This window comes from Bradyrhizobium sp. USDA 327 (genome assembly GCF_041262065.1).
GTDB classification, from domain to species: Bacteria; Pseudomonadota; Alphaproteobacteria; order Rhizobiales; family Xanthobacteraceae; genus Bradyrhizobium; species Bradyrhizobium liaoningense.
In genome coordinates, this window is the sequence record NZ_JBGCCW010000001.1 from 398,591 (window position 1) to 420,795 (window position 22,205).

A 22,205-nucleotide genomic window follows, 5' to 3' on the forward strand; every position below is an offset into this window, starting at 1 on the left:
CTTGAGGATCTCCATCTTCGAGCGGCACGCAGCTTGCTTCGTTTGCGCAGGCGCTCGTTATTGGACAGGAAGGGGCAGCGGAGTGCATGATGCGATCTGGAGTTCGTCTTTGGGAAGCCACAACCATTGCGCTTCTAGCCCGCGGCAGGCCGGCCCGGCCGACTTTGGGCCAGCAGTGAAGCTGTGTCTGATCCTCTGGCACCAATCCGCAAACGGCGGAGCAGAACACAACATTGGCCTCTGGCCCCGACGGTTGCGTTATTCGCGGCTTCGGCCTGAGCCTTCCCATTCTGCACATCAACGGTTTCACCCGCTCGCGCTTCACCGCATGGCTCCCGGCCCGCATAATGGCCGTCATGCGCCGGGGGGCGTGAAACGGCCGATTAGCAAGCAGCTGGCATATTCGCCGCAACAACAACAGATCAGCATCCTTCGGAGTAGGTCGCAGCTGACAGATATCGGAACGACCCACGCGAACCAAGTGGCATGGTCGGCGGACCGACAGTTCGTCAAAGCTTTGGCCAATGAGCGCGGACTGCTCGTGTTCCTGATCCCTTTGCTGAAAAAGCTGCCGCCCAAGATCGCCTATCGGAGACGCGGAGTTTCTCCGCGATCGGCATTTCGCGCTCCGCCCATAGCGCTGCTGCTGCTCCTGGGCTCTCGCAGCTTGCTCCAGTAGCTGTGCTTCCAGGCATAGTTCGGTTCGGATGAACCTGATAACCCGTCAGATCAGCCATCACATGCTTCCGCAAACCTTCCAGCGCGACGCCTTCAGCACGAATTCCCTGGGCCGAAGCGAGGCCGACTTGAAGAGATTTCAGCGTAGCGGTTCGCGTCGATTGCCGAGGGTTTCTGCGCAACCGCAAGAGGGCTGGAGCCAGTGCTACGGCTCGATGCCGAGAATTTAAGGTAACGTGTTCACCATTTTCCTGCTCGCTGTTGTGGCTAGTTGTATCAGGACGTCAAGTAAGTGTGAGTTCATGCAACTGGAGACTTCGGTCTGGCCGCCAGTCTGCGTTGGCCGCTTCATCAGATTGTTGGCCTTGCTGACCCGACGGAAAGGTTAGTGGCTGTGGCTGCGCATCGTCACAAACTGACTGCGGTTGCGCCAGGGCACGATCCGTGGCTCTTCACGTCGCTAGTCTGCGACTGCTTGCTTGCCATAGCCGTTGTCATCGCGACTGGTTTCGGCCCCGTCGTAAAGGCATCGGCGCAGAACGTCTCCTACAATACGCAGCCGCCGCGTCCGAAGCCGCCGAAGGCCGCCAACGACAACCAGATGCTGGTTCAGGCGACCGAGGTCGTCTACGACTACAATAATTCGCGGATCTCGGCGGTCGGTAACGTCCAGCTGTTCTACAACGGCACCAGCGTCGAGGCTAACAAGGTCGCCTACGACCAGAAGACCAAGCGGCTCCATGCCGAAGGCAACATCCGCATGACGGATGCCGAGGGCAAGATCACCTATGCCGAGACGATCGATCTGTCCGACGACTATCGCGACGGATTCGTCGGTTCGCTCCGGGTCGATACCGCCGACCGGACACGGATGGCCGCAACGCGCGCCGACCGTTCCAGCGGCAACTACACCGTGTTCGAGAACGGCGTCTACACGGCCTGCGCTCCGTGCAAGGACGATCCGAAGAAGCCACCGCTCTGGCAGGTCAAGGGTGCCCGCATCATCCACGACCAGCAGGAGAAGATGCTGTACTTCGAGACGGCGCAGCTCGAGTTCTTCGGCGTGCCGCTCGCTTACATGCCCTACTTCTCGACGCCCGACCCGACCGTGAAGCGCAAGTCCGGCTTCCTGATGCCGGGCTTCACCTCGAACACGGGCTACGGCTACGGCGTGGAGGTCCCGTTCTACTGGGCGATCGCGCCCGATATGGACGTGACCTTCAACCCGCGCATCACCTCCAGGCAGGGCGTGCTGTTCCAGGCGGAGTTCCGCCAGCGCCTGATGGGCGGCGCCTACCAGATCCGTGCTTACGGCATCGACCAGCTCGACCCCGGCGCACTCGCCGGCCAGCCCGGCGACCGCCAGTTCCGCGGCGCCGTCGAGACCAAGGGTCAGTTCGCGCTGAACGACAAATGGGTCTGGGGTTGGGACGGCGTCGTGATGTCCGACTACTATTTCTTCTCGGACTACCGCCTGTCGCAGTACCGTGACCCGCTCGGTTCGTTCCTGAACCTGCCGACCGACGCGGTCTCGCAGCTCTATCTGACCGGCGCCGGCAATCGCAGCTTCTTCGACGCACGCACGATGTACTGGCGGAGCTTCTCGGGCAACCAGGACAAGGTCCCGATCGTCTACCCCGTGATCGACTACTCGAACGTGCTCAACTATCCGGTGTTCGGCGGCGAGTTCAGCTACAAGACCAACTCCGTCAACCTGTCGCGTGACAGCGCCGTGTTCGATCCGATCACCACGCTCGCCAACACCAACAGCCTGTGCACGACGGCGTCGGCCGATCCGCTCGCGCGCACGCCATCGCAGTGCCTGCTGCGCGGCTTCCCCGGCACCTATACCCGCCTGTCGGCGGAAGCGCAGTGGCGCAAATCCTTCACCGACCCGCTCGGCCAGATCTGGACGCCGTTCGCCGGCCTGCGCGCCGATGCAATCAACTCCTCGGTCTCGAACCAGCCGGGCGTGTCGAACTACCTACCGGTCGGCGACACCCAGGCATTCCGCCTGATGCCGACGGTCGGCCTCGAATACCGCTATCCCTTCATCAACGTTCAGCCCTGGGGCTCGACCACCGTCGAGCCGATCGCGCAGATCATCATCCGCCCGAACGAGACTTATGCCGGCAAGTTTCCCAACGAGGATGCGCAGAGTTTTGTATTCGAAACGTCGAACCTGTTCAGCGTCGACAAGTTCTCCGGTTACGACCGCGTCGAGGGCGGCGGCCGCGCCAATGTCGGCGTGCAGGCCACCACGCAGTTCGACAAGGGCGGCGCGGCCAAGGTGCTGTTCGGCCAGTCCTACCAGCTGTTCGGCATGAACTCCTACGCGGTCCGGGACTCCATCAACACGGGCCTCGATTCCGGTCTCGACAAGCCCCGCTCCGACTACGTGGCGAGTATCGACTACTCGCCCAACCGCACCTACACCTTCAGCGTCCGCTCCCGCATGGACGAGCAGACCTGGAACGTCCAGCGTTTCGAGGCCGAAGGCCGCGCCAACTTCGATCGCTGGTCGATCAGCGTGATGTACGGCAACTACGCGGCACAGCCGGAGCTCGGCTATCTGACCCGCCGCGAAGGCATCCTCACCACCGGCTCGCTGAAGGTCGCGACCAACTGGGTGGTCACGGGCTCGGCGCGCTGGGACCTCGAGGCCAACGAGATCAACCAGTATGTGGTCGGTGCCGGCTATGTCGACGATTGCTTGGTGCTGGGATTGAACTATCTGAAATCCTACAATTATACGGTAGGCGGCGTGCCCCCCGTCTTGAATGAGACCTACATGCTAAGTATAGGTCTACGAACATTCGGGACGATCGCAATCGGCTTCTGAGGCACGGATAGCGGCGCATGCGGGTCACGTCGGGGGACGTCACCACCACGACCGAGGCGCGCAATAGCGGGCAGGCGGTCACGGCTGTGCTGGGAAAGCTCGAGTTCGACGAACGCGCAGAACTGTTCCACTTCAGCCATGTCGGTTTTGGGCGCGCGAGATCGCGGCTTTGGGTCATGACGTCAAACTGCTGCTACCTCAATATGTGAAGCCATTCGGTGCGCCCCGACGGCGCGTATTACCAGTGGAGGAAGGATCCACCCAGAGAGTTGTCGATTGATCTGGTAGCTGACGAGCGGTTTGGACGAGCAATCGGACGGATCGAAGCCTCGTGACAAAGGTCGCTTTAGGCGGCCGAGCAATCCAGCGGGCCGTAACGTGAGTGAAGCCTGAGCACGCCTCGAAAGTTACGATGTGAATGCCGACCCGATCGTATGGCGGGGAAGGCCGTGCGGACAGGGAAGCAATCGACGCACGCACCTGTCTGGTTCACCGGGGTAATGGGCACGGCACGTTGGAAAGGTAGTACGGGTAATCGGGGGAGACCCGTCTTGGTCGAAGGTCGCGCCTTCAGCATTGAGTAGTCGATGGACCGGACGGGAGTCGGACAGGGTCAAAGGTACCGATGAAACCGGGTAATTCCGGCGGAGGAAAGGACCCTGACTTCAGGTGCGCTTTTGAAGATGGCGAGGGAAAGGGTAGATTGGCGATGAGCCTTGAAACGCCCGATAAGATCAGGAGCCTTCAGAGAAAGCTTTATTGTAAGGCGAAGGCGGAGCCTGCCTTCCGCTTCTACGTGCTGTACGACAAGATCTGCCGCGAGGACATTCTGAGCCATGCCTACAAGCTGGCCCGCGCCAACGCGGGTGCGCCGGGAGTGGACGGAATAACTTTCGAACAGATCGACGCGTCGGGACTCGAAGCATGGTTGGCTGGCCTGCGCGATGAACTCGTCACGAAGACCTATCGGCCCGATCCGGTGCGGCGGGTGATGATCCCGAAGCCCGGCGGCGGCGAACGTCCGCTCGGTATCCCAACAATCCGGGACCGGGTCGTCCAAGCTGCTGCAAAGATCGTGCTGGAACCGATCTTCGAGGCGGATTTTGAGGACGGAGCTTATGGATATCGCCCGCGCCGCAACGCGGTCGATGCCGTCAAGGAAGTGCACCGGCTTATGTGCCGGGGCTACACAGATGTTGTTGACGCCGATTTGTCGAAATACTTCGACACGATACCGCACTCGGACCTCCTCAAATCGGTGGCCCGACGCATCGTCGACCGGAATGTGCTGCGGCTGATTAAGTTATGGCTGCGAGTACCGGTCGAGGAGCGGGATAGCAACGGGAAACGGCGCATGAGCGGCGGTAAGAGCAACAAGTGTGGCACGCCACAGGGGGGTGTCATCAGTCCGCTGCTCTCCGTCATCTACATGAACCGGTTCCTGAAGCATTGGCGTCTCAGCGGTCGGTGTGAAGCATTCCATGGCCAGATTATCTCCTATGCCGACGACTTCGTCATTCTCAGCCGCGGCCACGCGGAAGACGCATTGACGTGGACGAAAGCGGTGATGACCAAGCTTGGGCTGACACTCAACGAGACTAAAACCTCGGTGAAGAATGCCCGATTGGAAAGCTTTGACTTCCTTGGGTACACGCTCGGACCCCGCCACTTCCGCAATGGGGGGCGGTGGTATCTTGGCGCGGCTCCGTCGAAGAAAAGCGTGCTGCGGATCAAGAGGAAGGTCAGCGAACTGCTGACGCCGGGCAACAAGGGCGCTTGGCCCGAAGTACAAGCACGACTGAACCGCCTTCTGCGCGGCTGGTCCGCTTACTTCAGCTATGGCTCGCTTGCTACGGCTCATCAGGCCGTTGATCGACACGTCTTTGACCGCGTGCTCGCCTTTCTGCGCAGACGACATAAGACGCCAGGACGTGGCTCTCTGATCAGATCTATGGGAACCCTGGCGTACTTGTGCTGAACCGCGTGCGCAAAGTGTCGCCGACGTGCGCCTTGTGACGAAACCTGTCGGAAAGCCGGATGCGGGAAAACCGCACGTCCGGTTTGATGAGCGGGGAGAGGAAACGGAACGCGCAACAAGCGCATCACCGCGCCTCTCCTCGACTCTACTCAAGCGCGGGAAGACTGATGCTGCCGACGCAGAGGCGATCAGCGAAGCTGTCGCGCGCAATACCATGCGCTTCGTCCCGGTTCGTCGAACACTGCAATCACGTCCGCTATCATGAGAGCATCGACAACCTCACTCCTGTCGATGTCTACTTCGGCAGGGCTGAGGCGATCCTTGCAAGCCCGCAGCAATTGGCTCTTCCATTCGGTCGTCCCCCATCGCGGGTGTCAAGCCGCGCACGCGGGACCGCGATTTTAATCGACCCGAAGCTACCGGTCAGCGACCGCGGCTGGCTGCCGTGTCGATGCCCGTAACGGGGCGTTCCCTCATGGCCGGCCTTCATGCCGCGTCCGTAGCGCGGCCGCGCAAGGGCCGCATCGAGCTCGCTGCGGAGCAATTCCTCTAATGAGTTCCCGCGTTGGTTTCCGCACCGCCGTTTCAACCGGATCGAACCAATTTCGAAAAGCTGCGGAGCCGTCTCTCTTTCACACGGCGGGGAAATGCATCTTTGTGACATTGCTGGTCATGGCATGGTCTCCGATCCGGCGCTCCAAACGGCGGATGATTCGAGGTTGATCACCTCAGAGACTACGCCGCTTTCAATTCCAACCAATCCTGCGGCGGGACCCTGTCTGAAATCCGCCAGCCTGTCGGGAACGCAACCCGGAGCGCGAGAAAAATAGCACGTCTGGCTCTGCGCATAATGGCCCAACTCTTGCGAGGGGCGAGCGGGCAAAGGTCAGGTTGGAGATTGAGAATGGCGAGCGTGTCAAAGCTAAAGGTGTTTGCGGCCCTGAGTGCGGCCAGTGTTGCGCTTGTGCCAATATCGGCAAAAGCTCCGATATGGAGTTCGAGCGCTCAATACGGGAGCTTTTCAATCGATGGCTACAGTTGGAACAACGACGTATGGGGCAGGGGCGCAGGACCCCAGACTATCTCGGTGAGTGCTGTCAACCAGTGGGGGGTGTGGTCGAACCAGCCTGATACTGGTGGCATCAAGAGCTATCCCCACGAGGGTTTCAATGTCGGCAAACCGCTCAGTTCGATCAACACTCTGATCTCGAACTTCAATCAGGAAGTTCCGACTAGCGGCGCCTGGGACGTCGCCTACGATATCTGGGATAGCTCAAATCAGTATGAGATAATGCTCTGGACGAATTACACCGGCAATCCCGATGGTGGCGGCAACGTCAAGCCCATTTCTTACAAGTACGCTTCTTCCGGGGCGGCGATACCGATCTACACAAATGTCGATGTAGGCGGAGCGACTTGGAACGTGTTTCAAGGAGAAAATCACCATAAGGTCATCTCATTCCTGCGCACTTCGAAGACCAACAGTGGGACGGTGGATATCAAGAGTGTCCTGCAGTGGATCAAGTCTAAAGGGTACTTTGGGGAGATAAACGTCGGCAACGTCCAATACGGCGTTGAGATCACCTCCTCTCCAGGTGGGATGAACTTCAACTTCAATAATTGGACCCTGACATCGAGGTGAGTACCCACGGTCGGTGAGGTGAAGTGGCCTCGGATTCTGGACCGGCGGCTCAGATGGTGCGGATGCCGTTTTGTTTTGATAAACGGAGACCATGAAGAAGAACGAGACGGAAAATCGAAGCAGCGCTGAAGGCAAAGATCGCCTTGGAGCCGCTGCGAGAACAATCAAAGGTGACGGATCTGGCGCTACCAGCGGTGGAGAGAAAATTACGTGAGGCAACAACTCAGTTCAGGAACATTTTCGGCCAGGCAATGCGACAGCTCCCTAGCAAACATGTGGAGCTGATCGCACCGGACGAAAATCGATTCGCACAATGCTCACGCTGCGTGGGCAGCCCGTCGGGGGCTGGGTGGTTTGTTGCGGGGGCGACGTCGAGAAGTGGACTCTTCGCCTAGTCGCCCTCGATCTTCGTTCGCAATCCCCCGAGGAGAGAAACATGTCGTGGGACGACCAGCAATTCTAACGGACGAAAGCTGTGCCGCTGCTCCTACCTTGCAGTGCGCCCGTTTTTCACAAGCTCAAAGAAATAGCGAGCGAAATACGCAATTTTGGATTTTCGCATCACCACCGAACTTTCGGCACTGTTCTTGAAACGGGCCATTCCGCACCTCGCCGAGTTGGGTGAGAACGATCAATGCCCGCTGCGCGACCTTTCGTGAGCGAAGGTAGCGGGAGATGTCCCGATCGCTGTTGAGCGCCGCGCTCGTGACGTGGGCAACGGGCTTGATCGTCATGCGATCGTGGTGAGCTTGAAGGGCCGCACGCAGAACCGACGATTTCTTATGCGCCTTCAATCATCGGAAACCCTTGTTGGCCTCGATCATGCCGGCCGCGACCCATCGCAAGGTCATACCGGCATCCCGCCGGCGTTTGACGTTGCGCGTGACCCGGCGAATGGTGCCCTGAAATGGACCCCGGTTTTGGGACGAGAGGCCAGGTTGGAAAAGGGCCGCTCCGTTTGATCGACGGAGGGCATGATGACGAAGAAGACGCGACGGAAGATCGACGCGGTGTTGAAGGCAAAGATCGCACTGGAAGCGGTGCGGGAGCAGGCGACGGCTGCCGATCTGGCCCAGCGCTATGAGGTTCACCGAACCAGATCTATGCTTGGAAGAAGCAGCTGCTGGACCAGGCGGCCCGGCTTTTGACGTGGGTGTCGGGCGCGAGAGCGAAGGAAACGCGCGAACGCGAGATCGAGAAGCTGCACGCCAAGATCGGACAAACTGACGGTCGAGCGCGAGTTTTTAGCGCGGAGGTCCGGAAGATGAGCACGCCGGACCGTCGAGGAATGCTCGAGCGCGTCGACCAGGCGCTGTCGATCCGTCGGCAATGCATGTTGCTCGGCATCGCCCGTTCTAGCGTCTACCGGCCGCTACAGCCGGCCAATTCAACGACCTTGCCCTGATGCAGCGGATCGACGAGCTGATCACCGCCTGGCCATTCCTGGGCTCGCGGCGAATGACCGCGATGCTGAGGCTGAGGGGCTTGCGGTCAATCGCAAGCGCGTGCAACAGTTGATGCGCAAGATGGGCATCGCCGCGCTGGGACCGAAGCCGAACACGACAAAGCCGGCGCCGGGCCACAAGATCTCTGTCCCGATCTGCTGCGCAACATGAACGATCGACCGGCCGAACCAGGTGTGGGCGGCCGACATCACGTATCTGCCCATCGGCCGCGGCTTTCTCTATCTCGTCGCCATCATCGACTGAGCGAGCCGTGCGGTTCTGGCGTGGCGGCTGTCGAATACGATGGACGTCTCGTTCTGCGTGGCGGCTCTGGACGAGGCGCGGCGACGTACGGCACGCCGGAGATTTACAACACCGACCATGGCAAAGGCGTTCTCCGATCGCATCCGCCAGCGCGCTTCCGCTCGCGGTTACAAATGGCATCTGGACGAGGTCGTTATTTCGATCGCGGGCGAACAACATTGGCTCTGGCGCGCTGTCGACCAGAATGGCTTCGTTCTCGACGTCTTGATCCAGCCCCGAAGAGACTCGCGCGCTGCGCAGCGGCTCATGAAGAAGCGCTTGAATCCGCCGGCACGCCGCTGCGCGTGATGATCACGGACAAGCTCCGTTCGTACGGCGCTGCGAGGGCGAGCATGGGCTTTCACGTCGGACATCGCCCGCACAAAACTCTCAACAATCGCGCCGAGAATTCTCATCGGCAGACGCGGCGACGCGAGCGGATCATGAAGCGTTTCAAAGCGCCCCATCAGGCTCAACGGTTTTAGTCAGTTCACGATCAGGTCGCGAACGTTTCCGCATCCCCTATCTCGGAGCTGTCGCCGCCGACCTCCGTCGTGCTTCGCGCGAACGAGCCTTTGCGACTTGGCGCGAAATCTCCGCGACAAGCGCTATCGCCGAATCTCGGACCTTTGAAAATCGCCTCCTTCGTCTCGGCGGTCGATTAAGTTGACGATGCCATCCATGCGTCGCCCACACGTTCTTCCTTGGCCTTCTTGCATCATGGCCGACGAAGACCGAGATGCAGCCCGCAAAGCTGATCGGCCGCTACGGCAGGACGTTCTGGTGTGTTCGAGGTCAGACATACGGCTTGCCTCAACAATCGCTAGCCTTGTCGCGTAAGCGACATAGCTATCGGAAGCCGTCGGGAATGCGCATCGCTTCGCTGGCATGGAGTCTGCTCACCACCAGGGGCGTAGAAGCGACGCCACGACATCGAACGTCGTTGCGGATGGCGCGCACATGTGTTGTTCGTGAGGTGATATGCGACCTGGAGTTCTTATACGGGGCGCGGCAGCAGTTACGCTTGCCGCTTGCGGTGGCGCGAATTCGGCGGATCTCGATCCAGCGGTGAAGGTTTCATCCGACACTGTGGAGCTGGACCGGGAATTATATTGGCGTGCACGGCGGTGGCGGCTATGCCGGACATCTTCAGTGACCCCTAGGCCCATCTATCTATGGCGACGTCGTCCATACCCCTGCATCCCTGGCCGGGGGCCAGAGCGGTGATCACAGCTTTAGACCGTGCCGCCCAGTCGCCCACTCAGGTGTCTGGGAGATCGGAGCCTGATTCTGGCCCAAGACTTGCGTGCAACGTTTAGGACGCTTTGTGCGCAAGGGTCAGTGCTGGGCTTTGGAGGAGACACTGAACGCAGCTGCGCCAATTTCGTGAGGTCAACCCCAGCCTCCGTTATCCCCACACAACGAGGACGAGTGAACGATCATGTACAAGCTCGGCGCTTTCATGCTTGCGCTGCTGGGTCAGCAGGGATTGGCAGCCGCGCAGGCTCCGGCCGACAACATTGCAAAGCCGCTGCTGGTGCCGTCCGATTACGAGCGAGCGCTAACGATCGGCGCTCAATATAACCAGCTCACTGTCAATATGCCCGACGTTCCGTTCTGGCTCGCAGAGGGCGAAGCGTTCGTCTACCGACGGACGACTCAAGGCAAGCACCAGTTCATGCAGGTCGATGCTGCCACTGGCGGAAAGCAGCCGGCTTTTGATCATACCCGCCTCGCGGCGGCGCTGGCCAGGGCAAGCCTCGAGAACTATAAGGCCGACAATCTGCCGTTCGACCGTTTCGAGCTGGCCGACGATGCTCGCATGATCACCTTCAACATCGACAACACCCGGTGGACATGCGACCTCGTAAGCTATGGCTGCACAGCCAATGCCATGCACCCGGACGTCCATCAACAGATGGGCTATGACCCCACTCCGCCCGCGGAGAACGATCCGGAGAACACAAGCATATCCCCTGACGGCAAATGGTTGGCCTATACTACAAAATACAATATCTTCCTGCGCAGCGAGGACGGCTTGCAGGACATCCCTTTGACCTGGGACGGATCGGAAGGCAACTACTATGCTTTCTCGACGCTAAGATGGTCTCCAGATTCGCGTCACCTCGCGGCTTACCGCATCCGTCCAGGCCACAAACGTCAGATCCACTACATCGAATCGTCCCCGACGGACGAGCTTCAACCTAGATATTCGACGATGACGTATCCGAAGCCGGGTGATGCCTTGCCGCTGCTCCAGCCGGTGCTGTTTGACATCATCATGCAGAGCAAGATTGAAATCGACAATGCTTCCTTTCCAAATCCCTACCACCTTTCGCCGATCAAGTGGTGGAAGGATGGTCGCGGGTTCACCTTCGAGTATAATCAGCGCGGGCACCAACTCTATCGACTTGTCGAGGTGGAAGCTGCTGCGGGTAAGGTGCGCTCTCTGATTGATGAGCGCAGCATTACCTTCATCGATTACCAGCCTCTGGTGATGGACCAGCAGAAAACTGGAAAGTTCTTCCGCTACGACGTTGAGGACGGAAAGGAGATCATCTGGGCGTCCGAGCGCGATGGATACGAGCATCTGTACCTCTTCGATGGCCGAACCGGCGAGCTCAAAAACCAGATCACTAGAGGAGATTGGGTGGTTCGCGCGGTCTACTACGTCGATCCGGTCAAGCGCCAGATTTGGTTTGGTGCGAGCGGGAGGGACAAAGGGGAAGATCCCTATTTTGTCCATGCTTACCGTGTCGACTTCGATGGGAACGGACTGACCGCGCTCACTCCTGAACCGGCCAACCATCACATTGAGTTTTCGCCTAACGGCCGCTACTATGTCGACCTGTGGTCACGCATCGATGTCCCGCCGCGCTTGGCGCTGTATCGCGCCAGTGATAATGCCGAGCTGATGCAGGTTGAGAGCGCCGATATCTCGGAACTCATCGCCTCCGGCTGGCAGCCGCCCCTCAGCTTCCATGCCAAGGGCCGGGACGGCGAGACCGATATATGGGGGGTTATTCACAAGCCCCTCAACTTCGATCGAAACAAGAGATACCCGGTGGTGGAAAACATCTATGCCGGCCCTACGGGTTCTTTCGTTCCGAAGTCGTTCTCGGCCTTGGTTGAGCCGCTCACCCAAATGGGGTTTATCGTCGTTCAGATCGATGGAATGGGTACGAACAATCGCTCGCGCGCGTTCCACGACATTGCCTGGAAGAATTTAAAGGACGCCGGCTTTCCCGATCGGATTCTATGGCATAAGGCGGCGAGCGCGAAGTATTCATGGTACGATATTTCGAACGTCGGCATTTTTGGCGGGTCCGCCGGCGGGCAGAACGCGGTGAGCGCGCTGCTCTTCCATTCTGATTTTTACAAGGTGGCGGTGGCTAACAGCGGCTGTTACGACAACCGGATGGACAAGATATGGTGGAATGAACAGTGGATGGGTTGGCCGGTTGGTATCGAATATTCGCTGTCCTCCGCCATCGACAACGCCCACAGACTACAGGGTAAGTTGATGCTCGTTGTCGGCGAAATGGACCGCAATGTCGATCCGTCCTCTACCTTCCAGATGGCTGATCGGCTCATCAAGGCAGGAAAATACTTCGACATGCTTGTGGTACCCAGTGCAGATCACGGAGCGCCCGGCAATTATAGCGAGCTCAAGCTTCTGGACTTCTTCGTTCGCAATATTCTTGGGCAGATACCACCTAACTGGAACGCCCTACCGATTGAGCTGCTGAAACCCAATTAAGGGCCATGATTGCGCGAAGAGCTATCATCATTTAGGTCCAACGCCGTGGCGACTCGAACGAGCGCCCTCCGATTTCGCTTGTCTCTCAGCATTAGTAAGCAAAAGCACAGTCATCTATGACTCTTTGGGAGTTTTGGGACAGGCGCTGAACCTCCTCCGAATGAGTGGACACCTGTAGTAGGCTCATTGAGCCCGGAGGTGTCGAATGGAACGTCAACGTCGGTCATTTACCGAGGAGTACAAGCGCCAGGCCGTCGAGTTGGTGGTGTCCAGCCGTCGCACGGTCACGTCGGTGGCCAAGGAGCTCGGTCTGCGCGACTCGGTGCTGCGGCGCTGGGTCGACAAGCTCCGGCAGGAGCCGGCATCGGCGAGGTGGCGCCCCACCACGCAGGTGACGCCGATGTCGGCGGACCAGGCTTCGGAGATCGCCCGGCTGCGCCAGGAGACCGAACGAGCGCGACATTTTAAAAAACTGTCCAGAGCCGTTGCACGCTGCGCGGGTTAGAAACAGCCTTGTGCTATTCTCTGCGGCCGGGAGGGCAGCGGCCGTCAGCTTATTGGAGGCGCAATAGCTTCTTCCATACCTTGAAGACCGAACTCGTTCATCATCGCAACTACAAGACCCGCGCCGACGCCCAGCGTGATATCTTCGCCTTCATCGAGGGCTTCTATAACCGAACAAGGCTCCATTCCGCCGTGGGATATATCGCCCCGATCGAGATGGAGCTAAACGTCGCCTAAACCCGTCTAATTTTTTGGGGGAAGATCATACGGGACATTCACCGTTCAGCTGTTGCTGCCGCTAGCACCCCTGCCGGTTAAAACTCGACGGCGTTCTCAACATCGAACCAAGCATTGGGCCGAGGCTCGTCAGCTTCTCGGAAGCTAGCGCCCCATTCTGAGATCTCTGGACACTTGACCAACGCAATGCCTTCGAAGCGGCTCTTGGCTCGGCCGGTAAATTGCAAAGGTGAGTGTCGATTTCGCCGGGCTGTTGTTTTCGAGCGCGTCAATCAGCTTCTCGAACTGAACCCTCCGTAGCTCGCGCGGAGGATCCGAGCTTAGCTCGGAGGTTGAGAAACCTCTACGTTCTCCAATGAGCGTGGTGAGTCGATCGTTAATAAGCCGAATTGGGCTGAACTGGACAGTTGAGCGTTGGCCAGAGTGAGAGCAGGAAGAGGGACAAAAGGTCTCTGAGCCAAGCCAGGACACGGCGGAGGTTGTGGCCAACGGCCGAGAGGAGAACGTTAGCGGCATCTCCGGCGCGGCCTTTGAGATAGCAGCGGCCAAGGTGACCTTCGTTCTTCATGTGTCCGATGATGGGCTCGATGGCGGAACGGCGGCGTAGCTCGCGCTTGATGACGCCGAAGACGCCGCGCTTCTGGCCCGAGATGAAGACGCGGCGGGGATTTTGTGTGTCGTGGCCGCGATATCCCTTGTCGACATAGGCCCGTTCGATCGGGCAGCCGGTGAGGCTCTCGGTGCGCTCGATGACGTTGCGAAGGGTGTGACCGTCGTAGGGGTTGTCCGGCAGCGAGCAGGCGTGGAGCACGAACAAGCCGCCCGGAGCTCTTTGGTTGTTGGTGACGATGGAGGCCTTCACGCAGAACTCATAGGGCGCGGCGGCCTTGCCCTTGCCGATGCACTCGACCTCCGGAGCATGGAAGGAATACAACTTCCAGCCGCGCTGGCGCTGCTGCTGCGAGCCGATCTGGGTGGCTCGGCTCAGCGGCAGGGCGAATGCCCCCTCCAATGCGGCCTGGCCCTCGGTCTTGCGGCGAATGTCGCGGATGATCCGGCCCAGCCGGCTGCGCAGGATGCGCAGCTGTCGCTGATGCCGGTTGAATTGTTTGGCATGAGCGTAGCGGCCCGCCATCATCGCCGCGCTTTTGGCCACGCGAACATAGGATTGCCGGAGCCTGACCCCGTGCTTCCTCGCCAGGCGGTTCAACCCGCGGATCGCTGCATGCAGCAGCTTGGCGTCGGTCGGGAAGCTGATGGCCTTCGGTTGGACGGTCGTGTCGACCGTGACCCGCTTGAGGTCCTGGCTGCGCAACGCACCGCTCGCGTGCGCCACGCGAAGGCTCTCGGCCAACAACCGCTCCAGCTTGTCGCCGAGCCGCTTGCGCCAGTGGCTCAGGTCTGAGCGCTCATGCGGGAAAACGTGCTGGAAAAACTCTTCGCCGGTGAAGAACTGGAAGTACGGATCGTGGACCCAGCGCTCGCACACCCCCTCGTAGATGTGCTTGAGCAGCAGCAATCCGATCATGAAGCGGGTCGCGATACCCGGCCTGCCGTTGTCGCTGTAGAGCGGCGCGATCTCGCCGTCGATCCAGTCCCAATCGACCCTGCCGGCGAGCAGAACCAGCTCGTGTCGCATGTTGATGATCTGGTCCAGCCGGGACCGGAACAGATCGTTCGAGCCTGTCGTCCTGTGCTTCTTTGGTCGCATCGGTCCCTCCGATGCAGCACAGAATCACGGTTCGCAGCGGCAGGGAAATCCAAAATCGAAATTGCAGGTTTTTGCTGTGAAGCCCCAATCCCCTGCAATCTCAAATGCCGCCGCAACCGGAAAACAGACTCTCAATCAAGTGCTTGGAGGCTTGTTCACGGACAACTGGTGAGGATCAGAACAATCGAGCCATGGAACCTGACAGGCACTCCAAATCCAGCGTTGACCAGCCCGACGAGAAGCTTCGCGGCCGAGCGAGGCCCTGACCCTACGCGTCGGCATAGCAATCGTGGACCGGTTCATCATATCGTTTTACAGCTTAAGGGAGATGCAGTGAATCGTGAGGGGCTCTATTCTTCGATGTCCGCCGGATAAATTTGGAAATGCGGCAAATGATGATCGAGGACGATAAGGGGATTCGCCCCGGCATCGAAACGATGCGCGGGTTGCCTGCATTTTATGATGGTGCAGTCGTGACGACATCGTCGCTCACGAATGTAAGTCTATGTGTCGATCTGGACGCGGCGAAGCAGTTGGATCGATTACAGCCGATGATCGAACCGATAAACTACACGACGCTTTGGCAGCTGCAACCTGTGTCAAACAGTTGAAGTTCGATGCGGTTTCTCCTTTTCGCCCGATGAAGTAGTCTACGAAAATCGAGCGATGCAGTTCGTAGCGCATATTTAAGCTATCTAATGCGGAACGAACGCCGCATAAACTTCATCGGCTCCACTAGGGTTGGCGCGATTATCGCCGCCGCTTCGGCCAAATATCTCAAACCATATATGTTGGAGCTTTGGGCTCGACGCCGTTGATTGTGCTCAACGACGCGGGCGAAAAAAATGACAAGGCTGGCGCGAGCGCCAAGCAAAGGAGACAGGCGAGGGGTGTGGCCCTGCGAAGTGCACACCGCAGTTTTCCTTATTCGCGCGGGAGGGCCACTGGCGTGGAGCGTCGGTCGAGATAGCCACCAGGGAACGCAGTCAGGGGAAGGATTGGCGTATATGGATGCCATAACGCGAGCCCAACCAGCCGCGCGTCAAGCCGTACGATCAGTTTGCGGGCGATCATGTTAGCTATCGCCTCATCAATCTCGCCCTGCATTACATTCGCCGCGCCCGGCCGATCGCACAGGCGAGTTTCAGGCGAGCCTTCGTCCGCGGCCAGAAGAATTTCTCGCTCGAGGCCTCTGACGCGGTGTTCGCGCTCGATTGCTATGGCTCGCGTGTCCTCGACTATGATTTCGTCGCCGTTGTCCTGCATCGACAGCATAGAGAAAGTCGGCCCCCTCCAGGCTTTCAGCCAGGCATCGATGCCCTTGGCGACGGCATTTAGCCCCGGGCGGTTTGAAATGGCCGCCGACATCGTGGTCTTCGCTGTCTTCGAAGTAGTATACCTGTTCCGAGAGATCGCGCTCCGACAGCGGATACACGTAGCGATAGGGGGCGGCCGGGAGCAGCTTCAGTCCATGTTTCTCAGCTGTGTAATGATAGGGGCTGTAGCGCTGGTATCGCAAGCGTACCGCAGGTCCCGGCTGCAGATGATGCAGCAACGGCAACCAAGAGGCCATTTCCGCATACCATGCATCACACTCGCCGGGAAAGCCCCACAATAAACTCCAACTGACCCGCACGCCGTACTGACGGCACCACTTCAACAGCTGAACATTGTGCGCTGAGGTCGTTCCTTTGCGCATCAGCTTCAAAACACGAGTATCCAGGCTCTCAATACCCGGTTGAATCCAGCGGACGCCGGCGGCAGCCAGCTTTTCCACTTCGTGGCGCTTCAGGTTGGCTTTGACCTCAAAGAAGATCGCGAGCTTCTCGGGTAGCGCGGTGAGGTGAGGGAGCGCCTTTTCAAGGTAGTCAATGGCCATAATATTGTCTACAGCTTCGATGCGCGACGAGCCGTAGCGCGCCGACATCTCAATCATCTCCGCTGCGGCCTGCCCCGCGGGCTTCTGGCGGTAGGTCATCGATCCGCCGTTCAGCCCGCAAAACAGGCAATGACTGCGCTCGCCCCACCAGCAGCCGCGAGAGAACTCCATCGGCAGCCCAGCATGGATGCGGTCGGCGTAGAGCGACGCCTCAACCTCCGCAAAATAGTCCGAGAAATCCGGCAGCGGCAGGTCACGCATGTTCTCGATCACGGCGCGGGGCACTAGCACTACTTTGGCAGAATGTGTTTTGGCCGCTGTTTTTCAAGGATTTGCTTTCGGCAATATGGGCATTGCTGAGGCGGCGGCCGAAGGATGAGATCGACGATGGCATGGCGTACGGCGGGCATGGTTGGTTGAGGCGGAGGCCCGTTGATTCTTTTTTTTCCGCCCCGCGTATGCGAGGCGACGATGTTGCAGGAAGGCGTAGGCAATCATTGTCATAAGGGCGTGGCGATGAAGACCTTGCCATGATCGCCCTTCGAAGTGATCAAGTCCAAGCTCCTCCTTCAACTGTTGATGCGCCTGCTCACAAATCCACCGTGCCTTGATGGTGGCGGCCAGCGTGCGCAGATCCGTCGTCGCCGGAAGATTGGCGAGATAGTATTTGCTCTCCCCGGAGGCACGTTGCTCGCCAATGAGCCAGACTTCGTCGCCTGGGAGATGCTGCTGACCTTTATCCCATATCCGCTGCGGAGGGCCGTCGGCGGTGCGGACACGGAGGGCAGCAAATCGGGCTTTGAGCCGACCTTTCGTCCCGCTACGCCAACTCACGGTTTTCCATTTGGCGCTGGCCAGCATTTGTTCTGCCGCAATCGATAAGATATCGGGCACGTGGTGCTTTCGTGGTTTGCCACGGACTTTGGTGATCGGCCAAATGAGCTTCACATCGACGGGATACACTTTCTGGTGCCGAGGGATACCGACCGCCCAGGCCAGCCCGCGCTCTGTTAGCCCTTGTCGAAACGGTGCGCTGAGGCCGTATCCTGCATCCGCCAGCACACATCCAAAGCGCATGTTGGCTGCCATCGCGCGGTCAATCTCGGCCAAAGCGATCTCCGGCTTGGACCGTGGCGTTCGGTGTTCGATTGGCACGCGAGCGCGCTTCAAACGGGGCATGTCGCTTGTCCAGCTGTCAGGCAGAAAGAGACGTAACGCGACCATCACTGGCACTTCGCCGCGCGCAAGCGTTAAAGACACCAGCGTTTGGCAATTTGCAGTTTTACCGAGAGCCGATGCGTATTGCGCCGCAACACCGACCGATCGCTCACCCTTCTTCGGCAGTGAGGTGTCATCAATAACCAGCACCGCATCCCTGCCGCCGACGAGTCGGTCCGCCTGGTTGAGCAGCTCTGTCTCCAGCGGCGTCGCGTCCCAGACACCGTCGGCAATGAAATGGTGCAACTGGTCGTAGTTGCTCGTGACAAGGCGTTCCGCCATCGGCTGAACGCTCTTGCGATCGCCAGGACCGATCAATCCCGCAACATACAGAGGACACATCCGCTGCCGGGTCTTATGACCCAGCCGGTCCAAGAACGGCATCAGCCAGCGTTCGAGTTCGTCTTCCCATCCCGGCAGGGTCAGCCCTCCAAGAGCCGACCACCCATGAATCATTGAAAAATTGATTCGGGAATCCTATAAAACGCGGCAAAATCAACAATCTGCCAAAGTAGTGCTAGGGTCCAGACTCAATTGAGCCAATATGCGACGAGAGCGGCGAGATGAACAGCGGCCAAAAAATTACGGGCGAGCTTGTCATATCGCGTGGCGATGCGCCGGAAGTCCTTGAGCCTGCAAAAGCAGCGTTCGATGACATTTCGTCCTTTGTAGGCGCGTTTGTTGAAGCGATGGATGACGACACGGTTAGATTTATTGGGGGATTACGGGCTTGGCGCCACGACGAATGATTTCGCCGCGAAGCTTGTCGCCATCATACCCTTTGTCGGCGAGGAGCACGCTCATGGGTGGCGCGAGCGCCAGGACATCGGGAGCCGCAGCGATATCGGCATCCTGGCCTGGAGTCAGATGCAGGACGACCGGCCGGCAGAGCGGATCGCTCAGCGCATGGATTTTTGTCGTGCGGCCTCCGCGCGAGCGGCCGATTGCTTGATTGTGCTCCCCCCTTTTCCGCCGGAGGCACACCGGTGAGCTTTAATCGAGGTCGAGTCGAGCGACAGTACGACGCCGTCTTCGCCAGGCTTGGCCAGCGCTTCGAAGATTGCGCACCATCGTCCTCGCTTGGCCCAGCGATTGAAGCGATTGTAGATCGTCGTGTAAGGGCCGTATTCACGTGGACAATCACGCCATCGTGCACCCGATTGCAGCATGTGAATGATGCCGCTGACGATGCGTCGGTCGTCGTCCCGATCCGGCCCCGTCAGTCCCCTCGGCAGATGCGGTTCGATACGCGCCCATTGCCTGTCGTTCAGCCAAAACAAACCAGCGCGCATTCTCTCGCCCCCGAATCAACACGTAGGCAAGAGAATCACGTGGCGCTATTTAGGTACAGACCCTAAGTCGCGCGTCGACGCCGCGGGATAGCCGGCCTCGCGATGCGTCGGGCCGAAAACGCCAAATGGCAGGTCAGCAGGCGGGATGTCTCTGCCGCGATTTAGGATGTCCCAACACAGCGGGCCGATCAGTGCGTCGGCCTCGCCCGACACGACATAGTCGACCCATGGGAAACGCGCGTGAGTGCTGCGCCCCATTACCGACTCGCAGTTCGCTCCACCCATGAGGGTGACAAGATCAAGTGAGCGCTCGCTCAGCCGGCGCAGCAACGCGAGCGAGGGGACATGCTGGGTGAAGGTCGAGCTGCACCCGACCATAGCCGGCCGCTTCGCCAATATCTTGTCAGCCGTCCAGTCGATAAACCCGCCGATGAGCGAGCGCAGCCTAAGGAAATTCGCGCGACGCTCGGCCATACCTTTGCCTGCGTGTATCGGGTTGCGCTCGAAATAGAGGTCGAGGAAGGCGTTTTGTTCGGGTTCGAAGCCGGGAAAAGCAATGCCCGCGAACAGCCAATCAACCAGTGCCTCCTCTGGCGGGCAATTCTCAAGAGGTCCATAGTCGGCGATGCCTATGTATTCTAGAAACCAGATGTTGGCATATGCTATGGTGGATTGCAGTCCAGCCTGGGTCAGCGCTGATTTCAGCAGACCAAGCGCCAGTGACGGCCTTTCGACTGCCGACACAGGCATGTTGACTAGGACGATTGGCACAGCGATACTCATAATCATTCCACGTTATTCATGATGTGCGCACAGGTGCGTTCGCCATGCCATAGTCTCATGCGCCGGACGGCAAAGTGAATTCTGCGCGACTCCTGACCGGAGCCGTGAACGTGAAGTCGCTAATTCGGCTAGTGGGCAGCCCGCTTCGAGCCACGATTTCCGCGTCACGTTCGTTGCCCGGCGACTGGACGGCATGAGCAAGCAGAGAGTGCTGGAGCCGAACGGGGAATAATTGCCTGCACGCGGCTCCGCTCTGGTATTTAGCGGCGCCACCCTCGAGTGAGACTCGCTGTTTTTCATCATTGATGAACGGACTGACGTCGTCATTCACATGGACCTATCAAAGTTTCAGGCGCGTCGTCGTCCGCTAGCAGGGATCACCGCCAGTGCAAGTTGCAGTGGCGCGCCACGAAAAGCCACGACCTCTCCGGAACCAGCGGCACCGTCGTCTGGCAGAACCATTTGATTGACCACTGGGCGGGGGAAGCCATTCTCGACTTAACCGCGTGCGTCCCAGTCGTGCACCGCTGATGCCCGAAATGAGGGCTTGGCTCGAAGCCGCAAGCGCGGAACCCCGCTGGTCTTCTTTTGTCACGCCGGTTGTGCACGCCACGAAGCCAGGGACCGTGGATGCGGAGCGGCATGTCATCGCGCTCAGCACTGCTGGATGGTGGGATGCTGCTGTCGCTTGAGGCTAAGTAGTGCCTCAATGCGAATCGGCACAATCTGCACCCGTATGGGAGGACGCGTGTTTGACTCCTTCGATGCGCCTCGTCGTCCAGTCACCGGTCTGCCAGATGAAGCAGTCGTCGAGGTCTTCTTCGATCAGCCCGGTCATGTACAACTGATCGAGCAAGTCGGCGACCCCAAGGAGGGTTGTTCCGTCAGCTGCGACCCGAATAACCAGCTCCGACATTGTGCAGTTGCCGTCCGCGATCAAAGGGCCAACGGAAATCGGGGCGATGTCGTCGAGCACGCGGTGTTCCATGTTGCGTGAGCGAAGATGAAAGCACCGGTTCCCTGCCTTATATTGCAGGTCCCTGCGGAAGCGGATCGGCAGGTCATGGGCTGGGCTCTCGAGCATATACTGTTCGATCATGCTCTGCAGCCCGCCCCGGAAACCGTCAGGCGTGCTGAAGAAGCGTTCACCCAGAATGCGGGTACCCGAGAGGCCAGCGATCGCTACCCGGCACCGGCGTCACCAGTCGTAAACGCCCCTGCCGCATATTTACGAGGAAGCCGGAAACGCAGGCGATCGTCGTGTGATTGCGTTCCAGAAAGGCGATTGCACCGTCCTTGTTAGCGCCCCTGCGCTTCTCCTTCCGCTCGCGCGCGCGCCCGACCATGGCCTTTGCTGTCTGCGCCTCCTTGCCCTGCAGGATGAGTTCGACTCCTAGCAACTCCTCAGGCGAAAAGGCCGTGTGAATCTGATTAAGATGGGCCCTGCTCAGCACGGAGAAACGATTCGTCGTCGTGCGATATAGATTGAAGAGCCCGAGCACGTGCCTGGTGAGTGCCGGATCCTTGAGTGGGGCTGCGGTTGTTGTTTGCGGTAACGCGCCCGTAATCTGATAGTAGTCGAACAGAAAGCGATCGTAGTGTGGGTTGTCCATAGGATCTGTGGCCCAGTAGCAGAAGCCCGTGCGGACTGCAGAACCAAACATTTCGCTCGCGACACCAACCACGCCCCGCCAAAGCGCTGCATGCTCTTTGCTATGTCGTAATAGCCTGTAAAGCGATCGGCCGAGAGGCCACAGAACCAACAACCGACGCTGCAGCCTTCGCTTAGCTCGAAAGCGATTATGGGGTGCGTGAGCGACGCCGCCGACACGCCCAATTGGTCATTGCAGCGCCGGATTTGCCGCTCGCGCCAAGCATGAAAGCGAGGATTGATCGTCGACATCTCGCCTTCGTCGGGGAGTGTCAGAAGTTT

General features: G+C 59.2%; 14 protein-coding genes and 6 pseudogenes. 12 read left to right on the plus strand and 8 right to left on the minus strand.

The genetic code is table 11. The features are described from left to right. Positions 1 to 1,153 precede the first annotated feature (1,153 nt). From ABIA42_RS01790 to ltrA, 3 genes are all read left to right on the plus strand, one after another. On the plus strand, positions 1,154 to 3,520 hold the full coding sequence (locus ABIA42_RS01790) for an LPS-assembly protein LptD (protein WP_370115719.1): 2,367 nt from the start codon (positions 1,154 to 1,156) through the stop codon (positions 3,518 to 3,520). 17 nt (positions 3,521 to 3,537) lie between these two features. Beyond that, a complete protein-coding gene (locus ABIA42_RS01795; RefSeq protein WP_014497849.1) occupies positions 3,538 to 3,729 on the plus strand; it encodes a hypothetical protein in 192 nt (63 codons plus the stop codon). Between the two features lie 500 nt (positions 3,730 to 4,229). Beyond that, the gene (gene ltrA, locus ABIA42_RS01800; protein WP_370123670.1) at positions 4,230 to 5,498 is read left to right on the plus strand and encodes a group II intron reverse transcriptase/maturase; all 1,269 of its coding nucleotides are present in this window, start codon (positions 4,230 to 4,232) and stop codon (positions 5,496 to 5,498) included. A gap of 281 nt (positions 5,499 to 5,779) precedes the next feature. Here ltrA and ABIA42_RS01805 read toward each other — a convergent pair. After that, positions 5,780 to 6,109, minus strand: a pseudogene (locus ABIA42_RS01805) (IS256 family transposase); the annotation flags it as partial. A gap of 293 nt (positions 6,110 to 6,402) precedes the next feature. Between ABIA42_RS01805 and ABIA42_RS01810 the strand changes: the two are divergent. After that, positions 6,403 to 7,140, plus strand: coding sequence for a hypothetical protein (locus tag ABIA42_RS01810; RefSeq protein ID WP_014497847.1), 738 nt, complete (start codon positions 6,403 to 6,405; stop codon positions 7,138 to 7,140). Positions 7,141 to 7,835: 695 nt separating this feature from the next. Here ABIA42_RS01810 and ABIA42_RS01815 read toward each other — a convergent pair. Then, positions 7,836 to 8,042, minus strand: a pseudogene (locus ABIA42_RS01815) (IS256 family transposase); the annotation flags it as partial. Between the two features lie 75 nt (positions 8,043 to 8,117). On the opposite strand from ABIA42_RS01815, the gene ABIA42_RS01820 reads away from it, so the two are divergent. From ABIA42_RS01820 to ABIA42_RS01845, 6 genes and pseudogenes are all read left to right on the plus strand, one after another. Next, positions 8,118 to 8,288 carry a hypothetical protein gene (locus ABIA42_RS01820; RefSeq protein ID WP_162130978.1) on the plus strand — a complete coding sequence of 57 codons (171 nt, stop codon included), beginning with the start codon at positions 8,118 to 8,120 and terminating at the stop codon, positions 8,286 to 8,288. A 116-nt stretch (positions 8,289 to 8,404) separates the two neighbouring features. After that, on the plus strand, positions 8,405 to 8,545 hold the full coding sequence (locus ABIA42_RS01825) for a hypothetical protein (protein ID WP_154694111.1): 141 nt from the start codon (positions 8,405 to 8,407) through the stop codon (positions 8,543 to 8,545). Positions 8,546 to 8,972: 427 nt separating this feature from the next. Further along, a pseudogene (locus tag ABIA42_RS01830) lies at positions 8,973 to 9,553 on the plus strand (IS6 family transposase); the annotation flags it as partial. A gap of 776 nt (positions 9,554 to 10,329) precedes the next feature. After that, positions 10,330 to 12,648: a S9 family peptidase gene (locus ABIA42_RS01835; protein WP_011084771.1), complete on the plus strand. Its 2,319-nt coding sequence runs from the start codon at positions 10,330 to 10,332 to the stop codon at positions 12,646 to 12,648. Positions 12,649 to 12,853: 205 nt separating this feature from the next. After that, the gene (locus tag ABIA42_RS01840) at positions 12,854 to 13,153 is read left to right on the plus strand and encodes a transposase (RefSeq protein ID WP_011084772.1); all 300 of its coding nucleotides are present in this window, start codon (positions 12,854 to 12,856) and stop codon (positions 13,151 to 13,153) included. 8 nt (positions 13,154 to 13,161) lie between these two features. Further along, complete coding sequence (locus ABIA42_RS01845) at positions 13,162 to 13,389, plus strand: IS3 family transposase (RefSeq protein WP_370091571.1); 228 nt, start codon at positions 13,162 to 13,164, stop codon at positions 13,387 to 13,389. 376 nt (positions 13,390 to 13,765) lie between these two features. Here the strand turns inward: ABIA42_RS01845 and ABIA42_RS01850 are convergent, their stop codons facing one another. Further along, a complete protein-coding gene (locus ABIA42_RS01850; protein ID WP_041960889.1) occupies positions 13,766 to 15,100 on the minus strand; it encodes an IS5-like element ISBj2_B family transposase in 1,335 nt (444 codons plus the stop codon). 392 nt (positions 15,101 to 15,492) lie between these two features. On the opposite strand from ABIA42_RS01850, the gene ABIA42_RS01855 reads away from it, so the two are divergent. Both ABIA42_RS01855 and ABIA42_RS01860 read left to right on the plus strand, forming a co-directional pair. After that, positions 15,493 to 15,711, plus strand: a complete 219-nt coding sequence (locus ABIA42_RS01855; RefSeq protein WP_223153707.1) for a hypothetical protein — start codon at positions 15,493 to 15,495, stop codon at positions 15,709 to 15,711. 99 nt (positions 15,712 to 15,810) lie between these two features. Then, positions 15,811 to 15,935, plus strand: a pseudogene (locus ABIA42_RS01860) (aldehyde dehydrogenase family protein); the annotation flags it as partial. 309 nt (positions 15,936 to 16,244) lie between these two features. On the opposite strand, the gene ABIA42_RS01865 reads toward ABIA42_RS01860, so the two are convergent. The 5 genes and pseudogenes from ABIA42_RS01865 to ABIA42_RS01885 all read right to left on the minus strand — a co-directional run. After that, complete coding sequence (locus tag ABIA42_RS01865; RefSeq protein WP_233465596.1) at positions 16,245 to 17,240, minus strand: RiPP maturation radical SAM C-methyltransferase; 996 nt, start codon at positions 17,238 to 17,240, stop codon at positions 16,245 to 16,247. A 63-nt stretch (positions 17,241 to 17,303) separates the two neighbouring features. Further along, positions 17,304 to 18,653: an IS701-like element ISBj6 family transposase gene (locus tag ABIA42_RS01870; protein WP_370115717.1), complete on the minus strand. Its 1,350-nt coding sequence runs from the start codon at positions 18,651 to 18,653 to the stop codon at positions 17,304 to 17,306. A 74-nt stretch (positions 18,654 to 18,727) separates the two neighbouring features. Then, positions 18,728 to 19,511 (minus strand): annotated as a pseudogene (locus ABIA42_RS01875) (IS5-like element ISBj2 family transposase). A 23-nt stretch (positions 19,512 to 19,534) separates the two neighbouring features. Next, on the minus strand, positions 19,535 to 20,272 hold the full coding sequence (locus ABIA42_RS01880; RefSeq protein ID WP_231088519.1) for a hypothetical protein: 738 nt from the start codon (positions 20,270 to 20,272) through the stop codon (positions 19,535 to 19,537). Between the two features lie 706 nt (positions 20,273 to 20,978). After that, positions 20,979 to 22,193, minus strand: a pseudogene (locus ABIA42_RS01885) (radical SAM family RiPP maturation amino acid epimerase); the annotation flags it as partial. Positions 22,194 to 22,205 lie beyond the last annotated feature (12 nt).